The following is a 16344-nucleotide window of genomic DNA, read 5'->3' as shown; positions in this document are numbered from 1 at the left end:
TTTGCCGCTTTTCTGACGCGCAAGTGACAGAACACTGTCAGGCGTAATGGGTAAGGCAGAATAGAAAACGGGAGGCCAAGGCCTCCCGTTTTCTATTCGCGAGTCGGATCACTTAGCTTTGTAAATGATCCCAGGGCTGCACTGCACCATCTGGTATTTCTCAGGCAAGCCGTTGAGGGCTTCAGAAGCGCCGAGGAACAGATAGCCGCCTGGCTTGAGCATGGCGTGAATGCGCGTGAGGATGTCCTTCTTCACCTCGGCGGAGAAGTAGATGAGTACGTTGCGGCAAAACACGATGTCGAACTTGCCGAGGCTCGCGTAGCTGTCCAGCAAGTTCAGCGGGCGGAACTCGACGCGGCTCTTGATGGCTGGCTTGACCACCCAGCGCCCAGGCCCTTTGGGATCGAAATAACGCTGCAGACGCTCCTGAGCGAGCCCCCGGCCCATGGCCAAGCTATCGTACTCGCCCGATTTACAGTTATTGAGCATGGTCGGTGACAGATCGGTAGCCACGATCTGCACACCAGTCTTGAGCTGGCCGATATTGCTGCGCTCGAACTCATCGATGCTCATCGACAGCGAATACGGCTCCTGCCCCGACGAACAGGCCGCCGACCAGATACGCAGCCGCTGCCCCGGATAGGCCTTGATGAGCTCGGGCAGCACACGATTTTTGAGCACTTCGAACGGGTAGGCATCACGAAACCACAGGGTTTCATTGGTGGTCATGGCGTCGACTACCTGCTCGCGCAACCCACTGCGTGGCTGAGTCTGCATGCGCTGCACCAACTCACCCAACGTCTTGATGCCGTTGGTCTCCATCAGCTTGTTCAGCCGACTGGAAACCAGGTACTGCTTATTGCTACCCAGTACGATGCCACAGGCTTTTTCCAGAAAGATCCGGAACTGTTCGAAATCCAAATTACCTGAAGACACTCGCGAAGCCTCGCCCATCTATGAAAGTCGAATACGGCAAGCGCGCCAATGCACGCCTACCGACTTTACCGCCAGCACCCGGCCAAAAACACCAGGCAACTCATACCTTATGCCGAGTGATCGCTCGACTTGATGCGTTCGACCACACGAGAAGCCAAATCGTCCGGACGAAATTTCGCCAGAAAATCGTTTGCACCCACTTTCTTCACCATCGCCTGGTTGAATACTCCGGACAGCGAAGTATGCAGGAGAATGTGCAGCTTCTGCATGCGCGGATCAGTGCGAATCGCCGCGGTGAGCGTATAACCATCCATCTCAGGCATTTCAATGTCGGAGATGATCATCAATAGTTCCTGCTCCGGCGACTTGCCCTCATCCACCATCGCGCGTAGGAAATCCAGTGCCTGACGCCCGTCATTCAATGCAGTCACCTCGACGCCGACCGTCTGCAGACAACGCATCACCTGTTTACGCGCGACCGAAGAGTCATCGACGATCAGCACATGCTGACTGACCGCCTTGGTCTGGGTCTCAACGTCCACCACGCCAACGGAGATAACCTCGGAGGTCGGTGCTACTTCGGCGAGAATTTTCTCCACGTCGATGATTTCGACCAGCTTGTCATCCAGACGCGTTACTGCCGTCAGATAGTGGTCGCGCCCTGCCCCCTTGGGCGGCGGGTGAATTTCTTCCCAGTTCATATTGACGATGCGCTCCACAGAGCGCACCAGGAAACCCTGCACCTTGGTGTTGTACTCAGTGATGATGACGAAGCTGCTCTGCAGATCACCACCCAACGGCCGTTTGCCTGTCGCCATGGACAGATCCAGAATCGGAATAGTGCCGCCGCGGATGCTCGCCACACCGCGAACCACCGGGCTCGACTTGGGCATGATGGTGAGTTTCGGGCATTGCAACACCTCCTTCACCTTGAAGACGTTGATCCCGTACAGCTGTGGGCCATCGAGACGAAACAGCAGCAGTTCTAGGCGATTTTGCCCAACCAGCTGAGTACGCTGGTTGACCGAATCCATCACACCGGCCATGTACGGGCTCCCATGATTCCAGTAACACATCAGATTTAGTTAGCGTAGCAGGCGGCACGCACCTTGCTTCCAACCAGGCATGAATGCACAAACGACAATTATTCGACGCTCGATAACCAAGAGCCTTCGTTGCTTGGCAGTTTTACCTGCTTTACTGGCACTCGGCTATAGCACGCTGACAACTGCCTCAGTCACCCTGCCCGATCAGCTTATCGGCGAGACTCAGCGCTTTCTTGAGCAGGCCGTAGAGGACTATTTGCAGCGCAGCAATATCCAGGCGCGCCACGAGATTCAGATCAACCGCTTGGATCCACGCCTGCGGCTACCGTTATGTGATCAATCGCTGACGACAACCCTGGAAACGCCAGCCGAACCAGTAGGCAGAGTCACCATGCGCGTACGTTGCGATGGCGCAGCACCTTGGACGGTATTCGTTCCCGGTCAGGTGCGCCTGTATCGTGAGGTGGTTACCCTGGTGCAGCCCGTCAAACGCGAAGGCGTGCTCAGCGAAGCCGATGTAATGCTGGCGGAGCGAGATGTAGGCTTGCTCAACCAGGGCTATCTGACTGATGTAGAACAAGCGATCGGCAGAAAAGCCACCCGCGCCATGCTGCCAGATCAAGTCTTGGCCCCCACACACATCCGTCAGGCAGAGGTAATCCGCCGCGGCGATCAGGTAGTGATCAGCGCACGCAGCGGTGGTATCAATGTGCGCATGCCCGGCGAGGCGCTTTCCGACGGTGCCGTGGGTAAGCAGATCAGTGTGCGCAACCAGCGCTCGCAACGGGTGGTTCGCGCCAGAGTGCTAGGCCCGGGGCAGGTTGAAGTCTCCATGTAGGCATGACTTGCATTTATTTCTACAGGCATTGTCGAACGGACTGGCTGACTGGAGAATGAGGGTGTTTTAGACTGTGCAAGCGACGCAATTTTTTGCCTAAAGTTTTTCTGGGCATAGCCGACAAACTAGGCAAGCGTCCAAACTCTGTCAGAGGTTTTGCATCATGGTCATCGATTTCAACCGACTCAACAGCACCACGCCAGCCAGCACAACACGTGCCGGTAGCGCCCAGGGCGGCAAGAACGAAGCCATCGATAACAAGGCCGGTGGTAACGAAGCCGCCGCCCAGAAAGCGGCTGTCAGCGCAAAGAGCGGTGAATCCGTTCAGCTGAGCAGTGAAGCACAGCAATTACAGAAAACCGTCGACAAGCTGCGCGACCAGCCTGCCGTCGATACCGACCGGGTAGCCAAGCTCAAGCAAGCCATTACTGACGGCACTTACCAGGTCGATAGCCAGCGCGTCGCGAGCAAACTGCTCAATTTCGAGTCCCAGCGCTAGTCTTCGGGCTTGTACTGGGGTGTTGGACGCCTAGAGACCGTTCGCCGTTTTGCTGGCTTGTTGGCCGACAGATCTTGAACAGTTTCTTCCCCAGAGAGCCCGCTTATGAACGCTACGCCCCTGCTCGACCTATTCAATGAAGATATCGGCCACGCCGAGCAATTGCTTGAGCTGATCGAAGCCGAATTCCAGGCCCTGAGCGAGCATGATTTGCCGCGCCTGCAGCAGATACTGGCAGACAAGCAGCCCTTGCTGGCCAGCCTTGACCAGCATGGCAAGCATCGCACCCAGATACTCCTCGGCTTCAACCTGAGCGCTGATCGCGCCGGCTTGCTGGCGCTCGCCGAGCGTTCGGATCAGGGTGATGCCCTAGTGACCGCTAGCGATAAACTGAGTAGCCTGCTGGAGAGCTGCCAGAGCGCCAACCTGCGCAATGGCCGGATCATCCGATCAAGCCAGAAATCAACAGAAAACATGCTCGGTATTTTGCGCGGCAACGAAACGCCTTCGCTCTATGACAGCAGCGGTGGCACCGCTAAAATCGGCAGCAAGCGCCCACTCAGCCAGGCCTGACATAACAACAAGATGCGCAATGATGCCGAAACGGCATTATCATTGACGCAGCAGTACTATGCCCCGGAGATCACTGGTTCGTGTCCAACCCCTTCGCCCAGGACGATGGCCCGCAACCTCCGAAAGTGCTCAAAGCACCGATGGAAATTGTTGCCAACCTACGCCTTCTGCAACACCACCATGACCCCCTGATCATCATGTTCAAGGAGCGCAATCAGCGCTTCCAAAGCTTTGTGATAGAGGTAGACCGCGATCAGAATCTGCTGATTCTCGATGAGATGATCCCCAGTGATGGCGAGCGCTACCTGCAGAACGGCGAAGCTTTCCGCGTTGAATCTCTGCATGACGGGGTACTGATCGCCTGGGATTGCCCAGCCGGCATGCAGGTAAGTGAGCATCAGGGAGAGCGCTGCTACAGCGGCGAAATTCCCCAAATGGTGCTTTATCATCAGCGTCGCAACGCGTTCAGAGCAGCGCTCAAGCAGTCAGACCAGGTCAAGGTGGAACTCGACGGAGCCAAGCTGCGCAGTCCACTGGAAGGCCTGATGCTCGATATTTCCGCCTCAGGCTGCAAGGTTCGCCTCCCCGGCAACGCCAGCGAAAAGCTGCAGCCGGGCCAAGTCTATGAGAGCTTCTGCGCACTGCTTCCGATAGGCAGACTGGAAGCCTCCGTAGAGCTGCGTCATGCTCGTTATGACGAGAAGCTTGATCTCACCTTCGTCGGCCTGCATTTCGCCAACTTAAGCGGACTGCAACAGCGACTGGTGGAGCGCTTCGTCTATCAGTTACAACGCGAAGCGCGCCGCTTCGAGAGCGACACCTTTCTATGAATCGCCTCTAGGGCCTGATGACGTTTCAGCTGCTCGGGTTGCGCTGAAACATCAACAATTCCCGGACTGATCAGGCTTGCGACGGTGCCGTAGGCTTATCTGCAGAATCGGCGTCAGTCTGCACATCAGGATCGGTCACAACGGGCTCAAGCATCTGATCCTGAACAACCTGCTCATCGACACGTGGATCCAGCGCAGCCACCAGTGGTGAAGCGGTCATGTTCACAGGCATCGCCACGTGCTGCAGCGGCGCATCATCGACCTGATGGAGATGCGTGACGATGTTCGAGCGCACTCTCCAGACCAGGAACAGACCGCAGACGCAGAAGAAGGCGTACAACATGTTGGCGCCGAAAAAACGCATCAACACACCGACCAGCAGCGGCCCGATACAAGCACCGACACCAAATGTCACAAGCAGCATCGCGGTCAACGACACACGCCGATCCGCCTCGACATGGTCATTGGCGAACGCCACAGCCAGGGGGTAAAGACTGAACTGCAGCATGCTGACAACAAAACCAACTGAAATCAGCAGCAACAACGGCGCTTCATGAAGGATAGCCAGCGGCGCCGCCACAACCACCATCACGCCTGACATGCCACGCATCAACTTGACCCTGTCGAAACGATCCGACAGCCACCCCAGAGGAGCCTGAACAATCAGGCCGGCAAGAATGCAGGCCCCCATAAATATGCCGACCTGCTCCGTCGCCAGCCCCATGTCAGCCGCATAGAGCGGTGCCAAACCATAAAAAGAGCCAATCATCAGGCCAGCTACGCCAATGGCCGTCAGCGATAAGGGAACACGCTGAAAGAAGAAGCGCATTTCCAGTGGCGCTGGGTGCAAGGGTGAGGGGTGCATACGTCGGGTAAGGGCCACGGGAACCAGGCACAGCGCAAAGGCCAAGGCGACCAGCATCAATAGCTCGAGGCCCAATGTCGGGTGTACGACCAGAACCAGCTGGCCAAGCACCAGCCCAAGGTAAGAGGCCGCCATGTAGCCTGCGAACACCAACCCACGCTGCTTGGTATCGGCCTGCTCATTGAGCCAGCTTTCGATGACCATGTACTGGCACATCATCCCCAAGCCTACCAGTACACGCAGCACTAGCCAGGCTGGCAGCCAGTCGAGTAAACCGTGCCCCAGCACCGCCGCAGTGACTACGCCAGCACAGGCCACATAGGCGCGAATGTGGCCGACACGAGCAATCAGCCGGTGACCAATCTTGCCGCCCAGCACCAACCCGAAGTAATTGGCAGCCATCAACGCGCCCGCCCAAACGCCCTCGCCGGATTCGGCCAGACGCAGTGCCAGGTAGGTACTCAACAGGCCGGAGCCCAGCAGCATTAAAACGGTGGCGATGTACAGAGAACTGAAGGACTTCCAGATCATGCGCATTGGACTGCGACGACTCCTTGTAACTTGAAGCCACCAAGGGGCAGCTCAATCTAAATCAAACAAACACCCAATGGGCAAACAGCCTTCACGGCTCGGCCTGTGATGGCAGTGCCCTATTGATAATGCGCAGTGCACAACAGTTCATTATTCCGCAGCAATATGTAGCCTATGCGAGAAGGCCCATTTGAAGGCTCAAGCAGATGTATTGCCTTCCAGCATTGCCAGGCGCGCCTCAAGCTCATTGATCCGCGCCTCAAGTGCCTCCAGGCGATCCGAAGAAGATCCATCAGACGAGCGCTCTCCCTGCCTTGAACGCTCTTGTAGCTGCACCTGCAACTCCGCCGGATCACCCAACAGATGGGCATAGCGATCTTCGCGCTGCCCAGGCTGACGACCGACCAGGCTCACCAGCTCACGCCCAATCAAACGTTCCAAGTGGTGCTGCACCTGGTCAGCATCGTCGAAGTTATGTAGGCGATTGCTTCGCGTAAGCAGCTCACTGATCGTCTGCGGCCCGCGCAGCAACAGCAAACCAATCAGCGTCACTTGCGGCGCAACCAACTCCAGTGCTTTGTCGGCACGTTGTTCCCAGCGATCAGCGCGACTCCCCATAACCAGCCGTGCCAAGCCGCGCTCTTCCAGGCTTCGCAAGCCCTGCCCGATAGCACCCTGGGTAAGATTCATCAACGGCTCGCGGCTGGTCTTCTGATTGCAAGCCAGCACCAGAGAATTCAATGTCAGCGGATAAGCTTCCGGGGTCGTCGCCTGCTTCTCGATCAGGCTCCCCAAAATGCGCGCTTCGACGGCAGTCAACGGCTCTACGCCGGGCACATCGTTTGGCTGATCGGACATATTGCTTACCTGGCTGAGGGAAATGCCCACTAGCGTAGCCTGCCGACAGGCAAGATGACATGCTCAGCGCATAATACTGAAAGGCGCACATCCATGATTTGCCCGCGCACTATCTGTCAGGCGCGAGGAAACCCATTAGAAGAAATGAGAAGGATTTTCATTGACTAAAAATCGAGAATGATTATTATCTACATCGTCAGCTGCGAAGCTGGCTTGATAAGCTGAATGCATCCACACGGAAGCTCCAGTTTATCTCCTCATCAGGCTAATCACGGTTATTGACCCGGCTTTTTGCCGGGTCTTTTTTTGATTTTTATCAGGCTAACGCAAACTTGTGTGGCTGAGCCGCGATGGAAACATCTCCATCCTCAGCGCTGGATCATGGCGTCCCCTGCTGGAATCGAACCAGCATCTAGCCCTTAGGAGGGGCTTATTCTATCCGTTGAACTAAGGAGACCCTTTGGATCCGGCGCTCATTACAGCAGCCGGCCGGCATGTTAACCATCACGACGGGATTTGTCATGCCGTTGCCAACGGGCTTTTGATCAAGCTGCCGGTTCGAACACCCTGACCACCGCAATCTCCTCTGCCTTCATCCTTATCTGCAATTGCCGCTCCTGCTCACGCACGCTTAGCACGGCCTTTTCCTTTACATGCCCATAGCCCCGGATCTGCTCTGGAAGTTCGGCGATGGCCAACGCAGTCTGGTAGTTGGAGGCGGTGAGGCCTTCAAGCAGCCTTCCTACACTGCGCTCATAATCACCAATAAGGGAACGCTCCATTCGCCGTTCTTCGCTATGAGCGAACGGATCCACCCAGGTGCCACGCAAGAACCGCAGCGACGACAGCACCTTGAATGCCTTTAGCATCCAGGGCCCGAAGCTGCGCTTGCGAGGCTCGCCGGTTACCTTGTCGGTGTGACTGAGCCAGGAAGGCGCCAGATGAAACTGCAGCCGGAAATCACCCTCGAACTGCGCCCGCAATGCCTCGTTGAAAGCGCTGTCGCTATACAGACGCGCCACCTCGTATTCGTCCTTGTAGGCCAGAAGTTTGAAGTAGTAACGCGCCACGGCCTGGCTCAGGCGACGCTGAGGGTCGTTGTCACGTTCGCTGACACGCATCACCAACTGCCGATAACGCTCGGCATAGGTGGCATTCTGATAGGCGGTGAGGCGTGTGACCCGATCCTCAAGGATTGCCTCCAGCGTCTCGCAGCGTGGTACCTCTGCGATCGCAGGCCGCACCAAGCGCTCGACCGCTGCCGCATCATGGGCGGCGCGCCGCCCCCAGAGAAATGCCTGCTGGTTGAATGCGACCGCCACATTGTTCAGCTCGATGGCCTTGTCGATGGCTTGAGAGCTGACCGGCACCAGCCCTTTCTGGTAGGCATAACCCAGCATGAACAGGTTGGTGGCGATGCTATCGCCTAGTAGCCGAGTTGCCAGATGAGTGGCATCGACGAACCAGGTCTTGTCCGCTCCCACGGCATCGCTCAGCGTCTGGCGCATGGCCTGCCCCGGCACCTGAGCATCGGGGTTGCGGGTGAACTCAGCAGTGGCCGCCTCATGGCTGTTGATGACCGCGTGGGACACCTGCTCGTTGAGCTTGGCGAGAGCATCCTCGCCGGCCGCCACCACCAGGTCGCAGCCGATCAGCAGGTCTGCCTCGCCGGCGGCGATACGCACCGCATAGATATCGTCCTGATGGGCGGCGATGCGCACATGGGTATTCACCGGGCCGAACTTCTGCGCCAGGCCTGCCTGGTCGAGCACCGTGCAGCCCTTACCTTCCAGGTGCGCCGCCATGCCCAGCAATGCTCCCACGGTGGTCACCCCGCTGCCGCCGACACCGGGCAGCAGAATGCTCCAGGGCCGTTGCAACAACGGCAGGCGCGGCTCCGGCAGCGCCACGAACAATGCGCCCGCCCCGACCGCCTGCGGTTGGCGCAGTTGCCCGCCGTGCACCGTCACGAAACTGGGGCAGAAGCCGTCCAGGCAACTGAAATCCTTGTTGCAGGCGTTCTGGTCGATCTCCCGCTTACGCCCCAGCTCAGTCTCCAGCGGCAGCACCGACAGGCAGTTGGATTTCACGCTGCAGTCGCCACAGCCCTCACACACCGCAGAGTTGATAAAGGCGCGCCGCGCAGGATCGACCAGTTTGCCGCGCTTGCGCCGACGGCGCTTTTCGGTCGCGCAGGTCTGGTCGTAGATGATCACCGAAACGCCCTTGCACTCACGCATTTCACGCTGCACGGCATCCAGTTCACGACGGTGATGAAAGGTAGTGATCGAGGCGAAGGTCGAGCGGCTCGGGTACTTCTCAGGCTCATCGCTGACCACTGCGATGCGCTTCACACCCTCGGCGAATACCTGTTGGCTCAGTTGATCGACGCGCAGCTCGCCATCCACCGGCTGACCACCCGTCATGGCAACCGCATCGTTGTAGAGAATCTTGTAGGTGATGTTGACGCCTGCCGCGACAGCAGCACGCACGGCCAGATGCCCAGAATGGAAGTAGGTGCCGTCACCCAGATTTTGGAACACGTGCGGGGTATCGGTGAATGGCGCCTGGCCGATCCAGGTCACCCCTTCGCCGCCCATCTGGGTGAAGGTCTCGGTACTGCGATCCATCCACTGGGTCATGTAGTGGCAACCGATGCCACCCATGGCGCGACTGCCATCAGGCACCTTGGTGGAGCTGTTGTGCGGGCAACCCGAGCAGAAATGCGGGGTACGCACGGTGCTGTAGCTGCGCGCTGCCAGGGCCTTTTCCTTGGCATCGAGAAAGCCGAGGCGCGCCTCGATCACATCACTGGTGTAGATGGGAGACAGTCGCCGAGCGATGACCCGGGCGATCATCGCCGGCGTCAGCTCACCCAGGTTGGGCAACAGCGACTGGCCCTGCTCGTCAAACTCACCCACCACCCTCGGCCGCTTGCCGACAGGCCAGTTATAGAGCTGGCCGGTCAATTGATCCTCGATGATGCTGCGCTTTTCCTCGACGACCAGAATTTCATCCAGCCCTTCGGCAAAATCATGCACGGAAACTGGCTCCAGCGGCCAACTCATGCCGACCTTTAGCACGCGCAAGCCGATCTGCGCACAGAGCGCGTCATCGAGTCCGAGATCCTCCAGAGCCTGTCGTACATCGAGATAGGACTTGCCCGTGGTGATAATGCCCAACCGTGGATTGGGCGAGTCGAGCATGATCTTGTTCAGGCCGTTGGCACGCGCAAACGCCCGCGCCGCATAGATCTTGTAGACGTTGAGGCGTTTTTCCTGGGCCAGGGGCGGGTCTGGCCAGCGGATGTGTACGCCATCTTCGGGCAGTTCGAAATCGTTGGGCAGGCTGATCTGCACGCGCTGCGGATCGACATCCACCACGGCCGAAGAGTCGACGTTTTCAGCAATGGTTTTCAGGGCCACCCAGCAGCCGCTGTAGCGCGAAAGCTCCCAGCCGATGATGCCGTAATCGAGGATTTCCTGAACATTGGCGGGGTTGAGCACCGGGATCGAAGCGGCAATGAAGGCATGCTCGCTCTGATGTGCGATGGTCGACGACTTGCAGCCATGGTCGTCACCGGCAAGTAGCAACACACCGCCATGGGGCGAAACGCCCGCCGAGTTGCCGTGCTTGAACACATCGCCACTGCGGTCGACACCCGGACCTTTGCCATACCACATGGCGAATACCCCATCATAGCGGGCGCCAGGAAACAGGTTGGTCTGCTGGCTACCCCAGACCGCAGTAGCACCGAGCTCTTCGTTGACGCCGGGCTGAAAGTGGATGGCGTTCTGCTGCAGAAACTCGCGAGCCTCCCAGAGACTCTTGTCCAGCCCACCCAGCGGCGATCCGCGATAACCGGAAATGAAGCAGGCTGTATTCAGGCCTGCAGCGGAATCACGCTGCTTCTGCAACATGGGCAGGCGAGTGAGCGCCTGGGTGCCGGTCAGGTACAGATGACCCGTGGCGAGACGGTACTTGTCGTCCAGGCGGATTTCGGCCAAAGACATAGGGCGGCGCTCCTGTTGTTTTTATAGCGACCTTTTCAAGTGGCAACGGTAGGTGCCACCTGTCCACATCCATCAGGATCACTGTATGGATGGCTGCCTTAAGCATAGACCGGAGCTCAGCGATTTTTTCTTTCTCATTTGCGCCGCCAATGCCAATACTGAGCATGAACGTTCCAATAAAAACGACTAACCGGAAACGAACATGCACGAGCCATTGAGCGCCATCGACCGCCGCATCCTGCGCCTGATGCAACGCAATGCCGACCTGAGCGCCGCCGAGATAGCCAAGAAAGTGGAGCTGTCCCAGTCACCTTGCTGGCGACGCATCAACCGCCTGCAGGAAGAAGGCTTCATCGAACGAAAAGTCGCACTGCTCAGCCATAAACGACTCGGCTTCAACATCACCGTTTTCGTCAGCATCAAATTATCAGCCCACGGACGCAGCAATCTCGACGAATTCGAGCAAGCGATCACCGGCTACCCGGAGGTTCTGGAGTGCTACACCATGGCCGGCAGCTCTGACTATCTGCTCAAGGTGGTGGCGCGGGATATCGCCAGTTACGAGCGCTTTCTGCGCGACCAGCTCCTGCAGCGCCCCCATGTTCAGGAAGCGCATTCGGGCATCGCGATGAGCGAAGTGAAGCGCACCACGGAGCTGCCTCTGGACTGACGCCGAAGGGCATTCATGCATTTTGCAATGCGCCAGTTTGGCCACCTTGCAACATGCACGGCATCAGGCTGTAAATTTACTTACAACTTATTGATTTATAAGTATTTTTTTATTTAAAAAGATTGGCACGGGAACTGCTCTTTTACTCGCATAGAATCCGAATGCGAGAACCCCACCATGAACAGCTTCATCGCCCTGGCCACCGCCATCGCTCTGACCCTGCTAGCAGGCGCCGCATTCGCCAATTTTCAAAATAACCAACAGCAGGCCACAGCCATGCACCTGGTGCAGCAGATGCGCGCCACACCTGTGCAGTTTCAGCACGCTACAAAGGTCGAACCTGGCCAATACGCTGCCAAGCCACTCTCAAACGATGAGTGGCAACCCCGCTCACAGCAACGTTTCACGTTCTGAGTAACTGACATGTGGAGTGTATTTTTCCCCGGATTCGTACTACTGCTCGCTACCATCACCTGTGTCGCCATTTGGCTGATAGATGGGCTTTCAGAGCAGGCTCCGCCGGAAACATTTAAGTATGAGCAGAATGGCCCCCATGAACCTTTTTTCTAGATGTCAAACGCGCAGCGTATGGAGAACATGATGTCCAAAACAGCCTTGTTGTTTCTGCTGACGGCAGTGATATCCGGATGCCTGCTCTGGATGGCACCAGAACAGACCGAGTGGCTGACAGCTACTGCAAAGGTCGTACTGGCCATCAGCGCGGTATCACTGGCAGTTGCATTGCTGATCGGCAAGCGAGTCAAGTTCGATCCGATCTTACGTTAGCTCCGCACATCAGCTTGGCGATAGCTAACAGCAGAAGTAATGAGGAGCGCCTTAACTAGCATAGCCTGCAGGCGCCTCGGTCTGTAGCAGATGTAGCAACCGGGTAACGGTGCCCTCAAGACGCCCCGAGTTGTCGAGGCGAATCAGGCTTTGATCGGCCATACCCTCCCCGCCTGCAACAAACTTCTCATTGCGCGCCAATCTGGCTTCGATCTCATCAAGCGCTTCGCGACCACGATGCAGCAACCTTGAGCGCAACACATTTGGCTCGACCTCTAGAAGCACGGGCAACAGCCCAGGGTAAAGCTGGCGGGCCTCGCCCAGGTATCCCCGAGAACCGTTGACCAGCACCTGATATCCCGCCGCCAACCACGCATCGATCTCCTTGAGGATGCCGTAGGCTAGGCTATTAGCCCGCCAGCTCATCGCGAAAGCGCCCGCCAGCTGCAGCTTCTCGAACTCATCGCAAGAGACGGCGATAGCATCCTCTCCAACGGCCTCCGCAGAGCGGGTGATTACACGTCTAGCGACCCGACATCTCTGAGCCTCCAGACGCTCACGCGCAGCCTCAAGCAGGCTGTCCTTACCCGCCCCAGAAGGCCCCATGAGATAGATCAACCTACCCGCCATTTAAAAACCTCTTTGGCCTTTCCAGCCAGACGATCTAGCACCATCGCGATGCAGTTCACGACGCAAATCAAGCGGAGCGATATCATTGGCCTACCAGACTCGGCACCCACTGGATAATACCTGCACTGCGCCCCGGTAGCGCCAACCCCATGTCAGCCAAGTGATCAGACATCGCATTGCGCACCCTGCAACTCCCGAAGCGGACGGGGTCTGCCGCGCAAACGCGACTGCAGAGCGCAGCGATCGGGGTAATAAATGCCCGATAAATGCGACTTCCCGCGCATTCGAGACGAATTTCGGCAACAGGTACTGGCACAAAGCCTTTATTCAGGCCAGAATACGACACGTAATTGGCGTCAATTATCTGATATCCAGTAGTATAATCGGCAGACAAAATTCCGACCGAGTTGAACGGCTAGCGCTAAAGATGGTCAAAATGCTGACAATCCCGTAGCTATATGCCACTACAGCTTCGTTTCCCTGAACTAATTGGTTGATGTATGCGCCCTATGAAACAGGCTATCTACTCCAGCCGTACGGCTGACAAGTTCGTCGTTCGGTTGCCCGACGGCATGCGTGAGCGCATTGCTGATGTCGCCCGCCAACACCACCGCAGCATGAACTCCGAGATCATTGCGCGCCTGGAGCAGAGCATGCTTCAGGAAGGCGCTCTGGACGACGAGCTCGGCGTGCGCCTGGACAGCCCAGAGCTGTCCCTGCACGAGCGGGAGCTGCTACAGCGCTTCCGGCAGCTGTCGCGCCGCCAGCAGAATGCGCTGGTTGCACTGATCGCGCACGATGCAGAGATGGCCGCCGGCAACGACGACTAACTGCACGAAAACAAAAAACCGGCCTGGAGCCGGTTTTTTTGTTGCCTACGAAAAGCTACACCTCCCTAGAGGAGGAATAGCGAAGCCATGCCCAGGAAAATGAAAAACCCACCACTGTCGGTGACCGCCGTAATCATCACGCTGGCGCCCATCGCCGGATCACGCCCCAAGCGCATCAACGTCATAGGAATCAGCACCCCCATCAGGGCCGCCAAAAGCAGATTGAGGGTCATTGCCGCAGTCATCACCAAGCCCAATGACCAGCTGTCATAGAGGCCGTACGCCACTACACCAATCACTCCACCCCAAACCAGACCGTTGATCAGCGCAACGCTCAGCTCCTTGCGAATCAGCCGTGACGTATTGCCATTGCCGGTACTGACCTGATCGAGCGCCATCGCGCGGACGATCATGGTGATGGTCTGATTACCCGAATTGCCACCGATGCCAGCAACGATAGGCATCAAGGCGGCCAACGCCACCAACTTCTCGATGGAACCCTCGAACAGACCGATAACTCGTGACGCCATGAAAGCCGTAACCAAATTCACAGCCAGCCAGGCCCAGCGGTTACGCAGCGATTTCCAGACGGAAGCGAAGATATCTTCCTCTTCGCGCAGACCCGCCATGTTGAGCACTTCGCTTTCGCTTTCCTCACGAATCAGATCGACCATTTCATCGATAGTCAGGCGACCGATGAGCTTGCCGTTCTTGTCGACTACCGGCGCGGAGATCAAGTCATAACGCTCGAAAGCCTGAGCAGCGTCGTATGCGTCTTCATCAGGATGAAAGCTGACCGGGTCATTGGCCATGACATCGGCAACCTGCTTCTCAGGGTCGTTTACCAGCAGACGCTTGATCGACAGCACGCCCTTGAGCACACCGTCGTAATCGACCACGAATAACTTGTCGGTATGCCCTGGCAGCTCCTTGAGCCGGCGCAGATAACGCAGCACTACCTCTAGACTGACGTCCTCACGGATGGTGACCATCTCGAAGTCCATCAGCGCACCGACCTGCTCATCCTCATAGGAGAGCGCAGAACGCACGCGCTCGCGCTGCTGAGCGTCGAGAGTCTCCATCAGCTCATGAACGACATCACGCGGGAGCTCAGAGGCTAGATCCGCGAGTTCGTCCGCATCCATCTCTTTCGCCGCCGCGAGGATCTCGTGATCCTCCATGTCGGCGAGCAGCGTCTCACGCACGGCGTCGGACACTTCAAGAAGGATATCGCCATCACGATCCGCCTTGACCAACTGCCAGATGGCCAGGCGATCTTGCAGCGGAAGGGCTTCGAGAATGTAGGCGACGTCAGCGGAGTGCAGATCATCGAGCTTGCGCTGCAGCTCGGCGAGGTTCTGCCGATGCACCAGACCTTCGACGCGATCCTGGTGGTGGCCTTCCTGGCGATGAGTAAGGTCTTCAACCAGCCGATGCCGCTGCAATAGCTCAACGACCTGAGCGAGTCGATCCTGCAGGCTTTCTTGCGGCTTCTTGGTTTCTACTTCTGACATGGCACACTCCGCCCCCAGCGGCGGCGCGCGCCAGCGAGGATCAATCAGTCAATACGTGATTGCACACTTGAAATTCTGAGTTACTACTGGGTAAGTCCATGGTGAGGATCCACAAGCCCCGGCGGGGCTGACAGACGAATAATAACACGCTAATCAGCCATGTACGTGACAAAGGCATGGCAAGACAAGCGCTTGCAGCGTTTTCTTGAACCCGCCCACAGGAGTTCGAATAGTAATCACACAAGAAGACACCTGGCAGCCAGAAGTGCATCAGCTAAGCTTGCTCAGACACGTCACGGAGGACGCCACATGCATGGAATGCGCCGCGCAATCATCTGCGCCATATTGCTCTGCCCCACCCCACTGTTCGCCTCAAGTGTCTTTCGCTGCGAAGACGACAATGGTCACATCACCTTCACTCGGCACGGCTGCACGGAAAGCCAGCAACAGCAGATTCAGGACACCCATAATCCAAGACCCGGCAACGGAGCAGCCGTTCCGCTGGCGGTACCGCAACCCGCCATTAAAAGCGCAGCAGCCAACACCGCCAGCAGCTCGCTGACCGTGGTCGGCGAGCAGCAGGACGGCTGCGGCAATACCGTCACTGGCAACGCCAGGCGTGAAGCGATCATCAGAAAACAGGTGCGCACCGGCATGACCCGCGGCGACGTAGAAAGCGCTCTCGGCAAGCCTGAGCGCATCAGCCGCCGCAACGGTCAGACGACCTATCACTACGCCAGTAAATACAACAGCGAGCGGCGCACGGTGAGCTTCGACCACAACGACTGTGTGGCCGGAAAACGCTAGACAAAGAAAAAGGGCCTGCATCGCTGCAGGCCCTTCTTTTGTATGGTGGACCCAGGAGGATTCGAACCTCCGACCGCTCGGTTCGTAGCCGAGTACTCTATCCAGCTGAGCTATGAGT

General features: G+C 57.5%; 16 protein-coding genes and 2 tRNA genes. 9 read left to right on the top strand and 9 right to left on the bottom strand.

The window, feature by feature from the left end; genetic code table 11:
- Positions 1 to 108: 108 nt before the first annotated feature.
- Both cheR and ACZ3GY_RS05105 read right to left on the bottom strand, forming a co-directional pair.
- Positions 109 to 936 carry a protein-glutamate O-methyltransferase CheR gene (gene cheR, locus ACZ3GY_RS05110; RefSeq protein WP_465909157.1) on the bottom strand — a complete coding sequence of 276 codons (828 nt, stop codon included), beginning with the start codon at positions 934 to 936 and terminating at the stop codon, positions 109 to 111.
- Positions 937 to 1043: 107 nt separating this feature from the next.
- Positions 1044 to 1982: a chemotaxis protein CheV gene (locus ACZ3GY_RS05105; RefSeq protein WP_225830894.1), complete on the bottom strand. Its 939-nt coding sequence runs from the start codon at positions 1980 to 1982 to the stop codon at positions 1044 to 1046.
- 79 nt (positions 1983 to 2061) lie between these two features.
- Between ACZ3GY_RS05105 and flgA the strand changes: the two genes are divergently transcribed.
- From flgA to ACZ3GY_RS05085, 4 genes are all read left to right on the top strand, one after another.
- Positions 2062 to 2820 carry a flagellar basal body P-ring formation chaperone FlgA gene (flgA, locus tag ACZ3GY_RS05100; protein WP_465909155.1) on the top strand — a complete coding sequence of 253 codons (759 nt, stop codon included), beginning with the start codon at positions 2062 to 2064 and terminating at the stop codon, positions 2818 to 2820.
- A 163-nt stretch (positions 2821 to 2983) separates the two neighbouring features.
- Positions 2984 to 3319 carry a flagellar biosynthesis anti-sigma factor FlgM gene (flgM, locus tag ACZ3GY_RS05095; RefSeq protein ID WP_225830890.1) on the top strand — a complete coding sequence of 112 codons (336 nt, stop codon included), beginning with the start codon at positions 2984 to 2986 and terminating at the stop codon, positions 3317 to 3319.
- A gap of 105 nt (positions 3320 to 3424) precedes the next feature.
- A complete protein-coding gene (locus ACZ3GY_RS05090; RefSeq protein WP_463564198.1) occupies positions 3425 to 3892 on the top strand; it encodes a flagella synthesis protein FlgN in 468 nt (155 codons plus the stop codon).
- Positions 3893 to 4032: 140 nt separating this feature from the next.
- The gene (locus ACZ3GY_RS05085; protein WP_463566033.1) at positions 4033 to 4722 is read left to right on the top strand and encodes a flagellar brake protein; all 690 of its coding nucleotides are present in this window, start codon (positions 4033 to 4035) and stop codon (positions 4720 to 4722) included.
- 70 nt (positions 4723 to 4792) lie between these two features.
- Here the strand turns inward: ACZ3GY_RS05085 and ACZ3GY_RS05080 are convergent, their stop codons facing one another.
- From ACZ3GY_RS05080 to ACZ3GY_RS05065, 4 genes are all read right to left on the bottom strand, one after another.
- On the bottom strand, positions 4793 to 6124 hold the full coding sequence (locus tag ACZ3GY_RS05080; protein WP_463564197.1) for an MFS transporter: 1332 nt from the start codon (positions 6122 to 6124) through the stop codon (positions 4793 to 4795).
- Positions 6125 to 6316: 192 nt separating this feature from the next.
- A complete protein-coding gene (locus ACZ3GY_RS05075; protein ID WP_463564196.1) occupies positions 6317 to 6976 on the bottom strand; it encodes a YceH family protein in 660 nt (219 codons plus the stop codon).
- Positions 6977 to 7358: 382 nt separating this feature from the next.
- Positions 7359 to 7433 (bottom strand) — tRNA-Arg (locus ACZ3GY_RS05070).
- 88 nt (positions 7434 to 7521) lie between these two features.
- Entirely contained in the window at positions 7522 to 10989 is a 3468-nt protein-coding gene (locus tag ACZ3GY_RS05065; protein WP_465909154.1) for an indolepyruvate ferredoxin oxidoreductase family protein, read from the bottom strand.
- A gap of 202 nt (positions 10990 to 11191) precedes the next feature.
- On the opposite strand from ACZ3GY_RS05065, the gene ACZ3GY_RS05060 reads away from it, so the two are divergent.
- From ACZ3GY_RS05060 to ACZ3GY_RS05050, 3 genes are all read left to right on the top strand, one after another.
- Positions 11192 to 11659, top strand: a complete 468-nt coding sequence (locus tag ACZ3GY_RS05060) for an Lrp/AsnC family transcriptional regulator (RefSeq protein ID WP_463564195.1) — start codon at positions 11192 to 11194, stop codon at positions 11657 to 11659.
- Positions 11660 to 11836: 177 nt separating this feature from the next.
- The gene (locus ACZ3GY_RS05055) at positions 11837 to 12073 is read left to right on the top strand and encodes a hypothetical protein (RefSeq protein ID WP_463564194.1); all 237 of its coding nucleotides are present in this window, start codon (positions 11837 to 11839) and stop codon (positions 12071 to 12073) included.
- A gap of 186 nt (positions 12074 to 12259) precedes the next feature.
- On the top strand, positions 12260 to 12445 hold the full coding sequence (locus ACZ3GY_RS05050) for a PA3371 family protein (RefSeq protein WP_463564193.1): 186 nt from the start codon (positions 12260 to 12262) through the stop codon (positions 12443 to 12445).
- 51 nt (positions 12446 to 12496) lie between these two features.
- Here ACZ3GY_RS05050 and phnN read toward each other — a convergent pair whose 3' ends face one another.
- Complete coding sequence (gene phnN / locus ACZ3GY_RS05045; RefSeq protein ID WP_463564192.1) at positions 12497 to 13075, bottom strand: phosphonate metabolism protein/1,5-bisphosphokinase (PRPP-forming) PhnN; 579 nt, start codon at positions 13073 to 13075, stop codon at positions 12497 to 12499.
- Between the two features lie 500 nt (positions 13076 to 13575).
- Here phnN and ACZ3GY_RS05040 point away from each other — a divergent pair, with 500 nt between their 5' ends.
- On the top strand, positions 13576 to 13905 hold the full coding sequence (locus tag ACZ3GY_RS05040; protein ID WP_027906133.1) for an Arc family DNA-binding protein: 330 nt from the start codon (positions 13576 to 13578) through the stop codon (positions 13903 to 13905).
- 65 nt (positions 13906 to 13970) lie between these two features.
- Here ACZ3GY_RS05040 and mgtE read toward each other — a convergent pair whose 3' ends face one another.
- On the bottom strand, positions 13971 to 15419 hold the full coding sequence (gene mgtE, locus ACZ3GY_RS05035) for a magnesium transporter (protein ID WP_463564191.1): 1449 nt from the start codon (positions 15417 to 15419) through the stop codon (positions 13971 to 13973).
- A 309-nt stretch (positions 15420 to 15728) separates the two neighbouring features.
- On the opposite strand from mgtE, the gene ACZ3GY_RS05030 reads away from it, so the two are divergent.
- Positions 15729 to 16226, top strand: a complete 498-nt coding sequence (locus ACZ3GY_RS05030; RefSeq protein ID WP_463564190.1) for a DUF4124 domain-containing protein — start codon at positions 15729 to 15731, stop codon at positions 16224 to 16226.
- Positions 16227 to 16269: 43 nt separating this feature from the next.
- Here ACZ3GY_RS05030 and ACZ3GY_RS05025 read toward each other — a convergent pair.
- A tRNA-Arg gene (locus ACZ3GY_RS05025) sits at positions 16270 to 16340 on the bottom strand.
- Positions 16341 to 16344: the final 4 nt, after the last annotated feature.

This window comes from Pseudomonas sp. PME37.24/006, from assembly GCF_055556635.1.
The sequence above is the reverse complement of the archived record's forward strand: the minus strand, read 5'-3'. Positions and strand labels throughout refer to the sequence as shown.

Excerpts from the sequence above, each read along its gene's own strand:
- phnN (WP_463564192.1), bottom strand. The coding sequence starts at position 13,075 with ATGGCGGGTAGGTTGATCTATCTCATGGGGCCTTCTGGGGCGGGTAAG.
- mgtE (WP_463564191.1), bottom strand. The coding sequence starts at position 15,419 with ATGTCAGAAGTAGAAACCAAGAAGCCGCAAGAAAGCCTGCAGGATCGA.
- ACZ3GY_RS05075 (WP_463564196.1), bottom strand. The coding sequence starts at position 6,976 with ATGTCCGATCAGCCAAACGATGTGCCCGGCGTAGAGCCGTTGACTGCC.
- ACZ3GY_RS05080 (WP_463564197.1), bottom strand. The coding sequence starts at position 6,124 with ATGCGCATGATCTGGAAGTCCTTCAGTTCTCTGTACATCGCCACCGTT.
- ACZ3GY_RS05055 (WP_463564194.1), top strand. The coding sequence starts at position 11,837 with ATGAACAGCTTCATCGCCCTGGCCACCGCCATCGCTCTGACCCTGCTA.
- ACZ3GY_RS05085 (WP_463566033.1), top strand. The coding sequence starts at position 4,033 with ATGGAAATTGTTGCCAACCTACGCCTTCTGCAACACCACCATGACCCC.
- ACZ3GY_RS05090 (WP_463564198.1), top strand. The coding sequence starts at position 3,425 with ATGAACGCTACGCCCCTGCTCGACCTATTCAATGAAGATATCGGCCAC.
- ACZ3GY_RS05060 (WP_463564195.1), top strand. The coding sequence starts at position 11,192 with ATGCACGAGCCATTGAGCGCCATCGACCGCCGCATCCTGCGCCTGATG.
- ACZ3GY_RS05105 (WP_225830894.1), bottom strand. The coding sequence starts at position 1,982 with ATGGCCGGTGTGATGGATTCGGTCAACCAGCGTACTCAGCTGGTTGGG.
- ACZ3GY_RS05030 (WP_463564190.1), top strand. The coding sequence starts at position 15,729 with ATGCATGGAATGCGCCGCGCAATCATCTGCGCCATATTGCTCTGCCCC.
- flgA (WP_465909155.1), top strand. The coding sequence starts at position 2,062 with ATGAATGCACAAACGACAATTATTCGACGCTCGATAACCAAGAGCCTT.
- flgM (WP_225830890.1), top strand. The coding sequence starts at position 2,984 with ATGGTCATCGATTTCAACCGACTCAACAGCACCACGCCAGCCAGCACA.
- ACZ3GY_RS05040 (WP_027906133.1), top strand. The coding sequence starts at position 13,576 with ATGCGCCCTATGAAACAGGCTATCTACTCCAGCCGTACGGCTGACAAG.
- ACZ3GY_RS05050 (WP_463564193.1), top strand. The coding sequence starts at position 12,260 with ATGTCCAAAACAGCCTTGTTGTTTCTGCTGACGGCAGTGATATCCGGA.
- ACZ3GY_RS05065 (WP_465909154.1), bottom strand. The coding sequence starts at position 10,989 with ATGTCTTTGGCCGAAATCCGCCTGGACGACAAGTACCGTCTCGCCACG.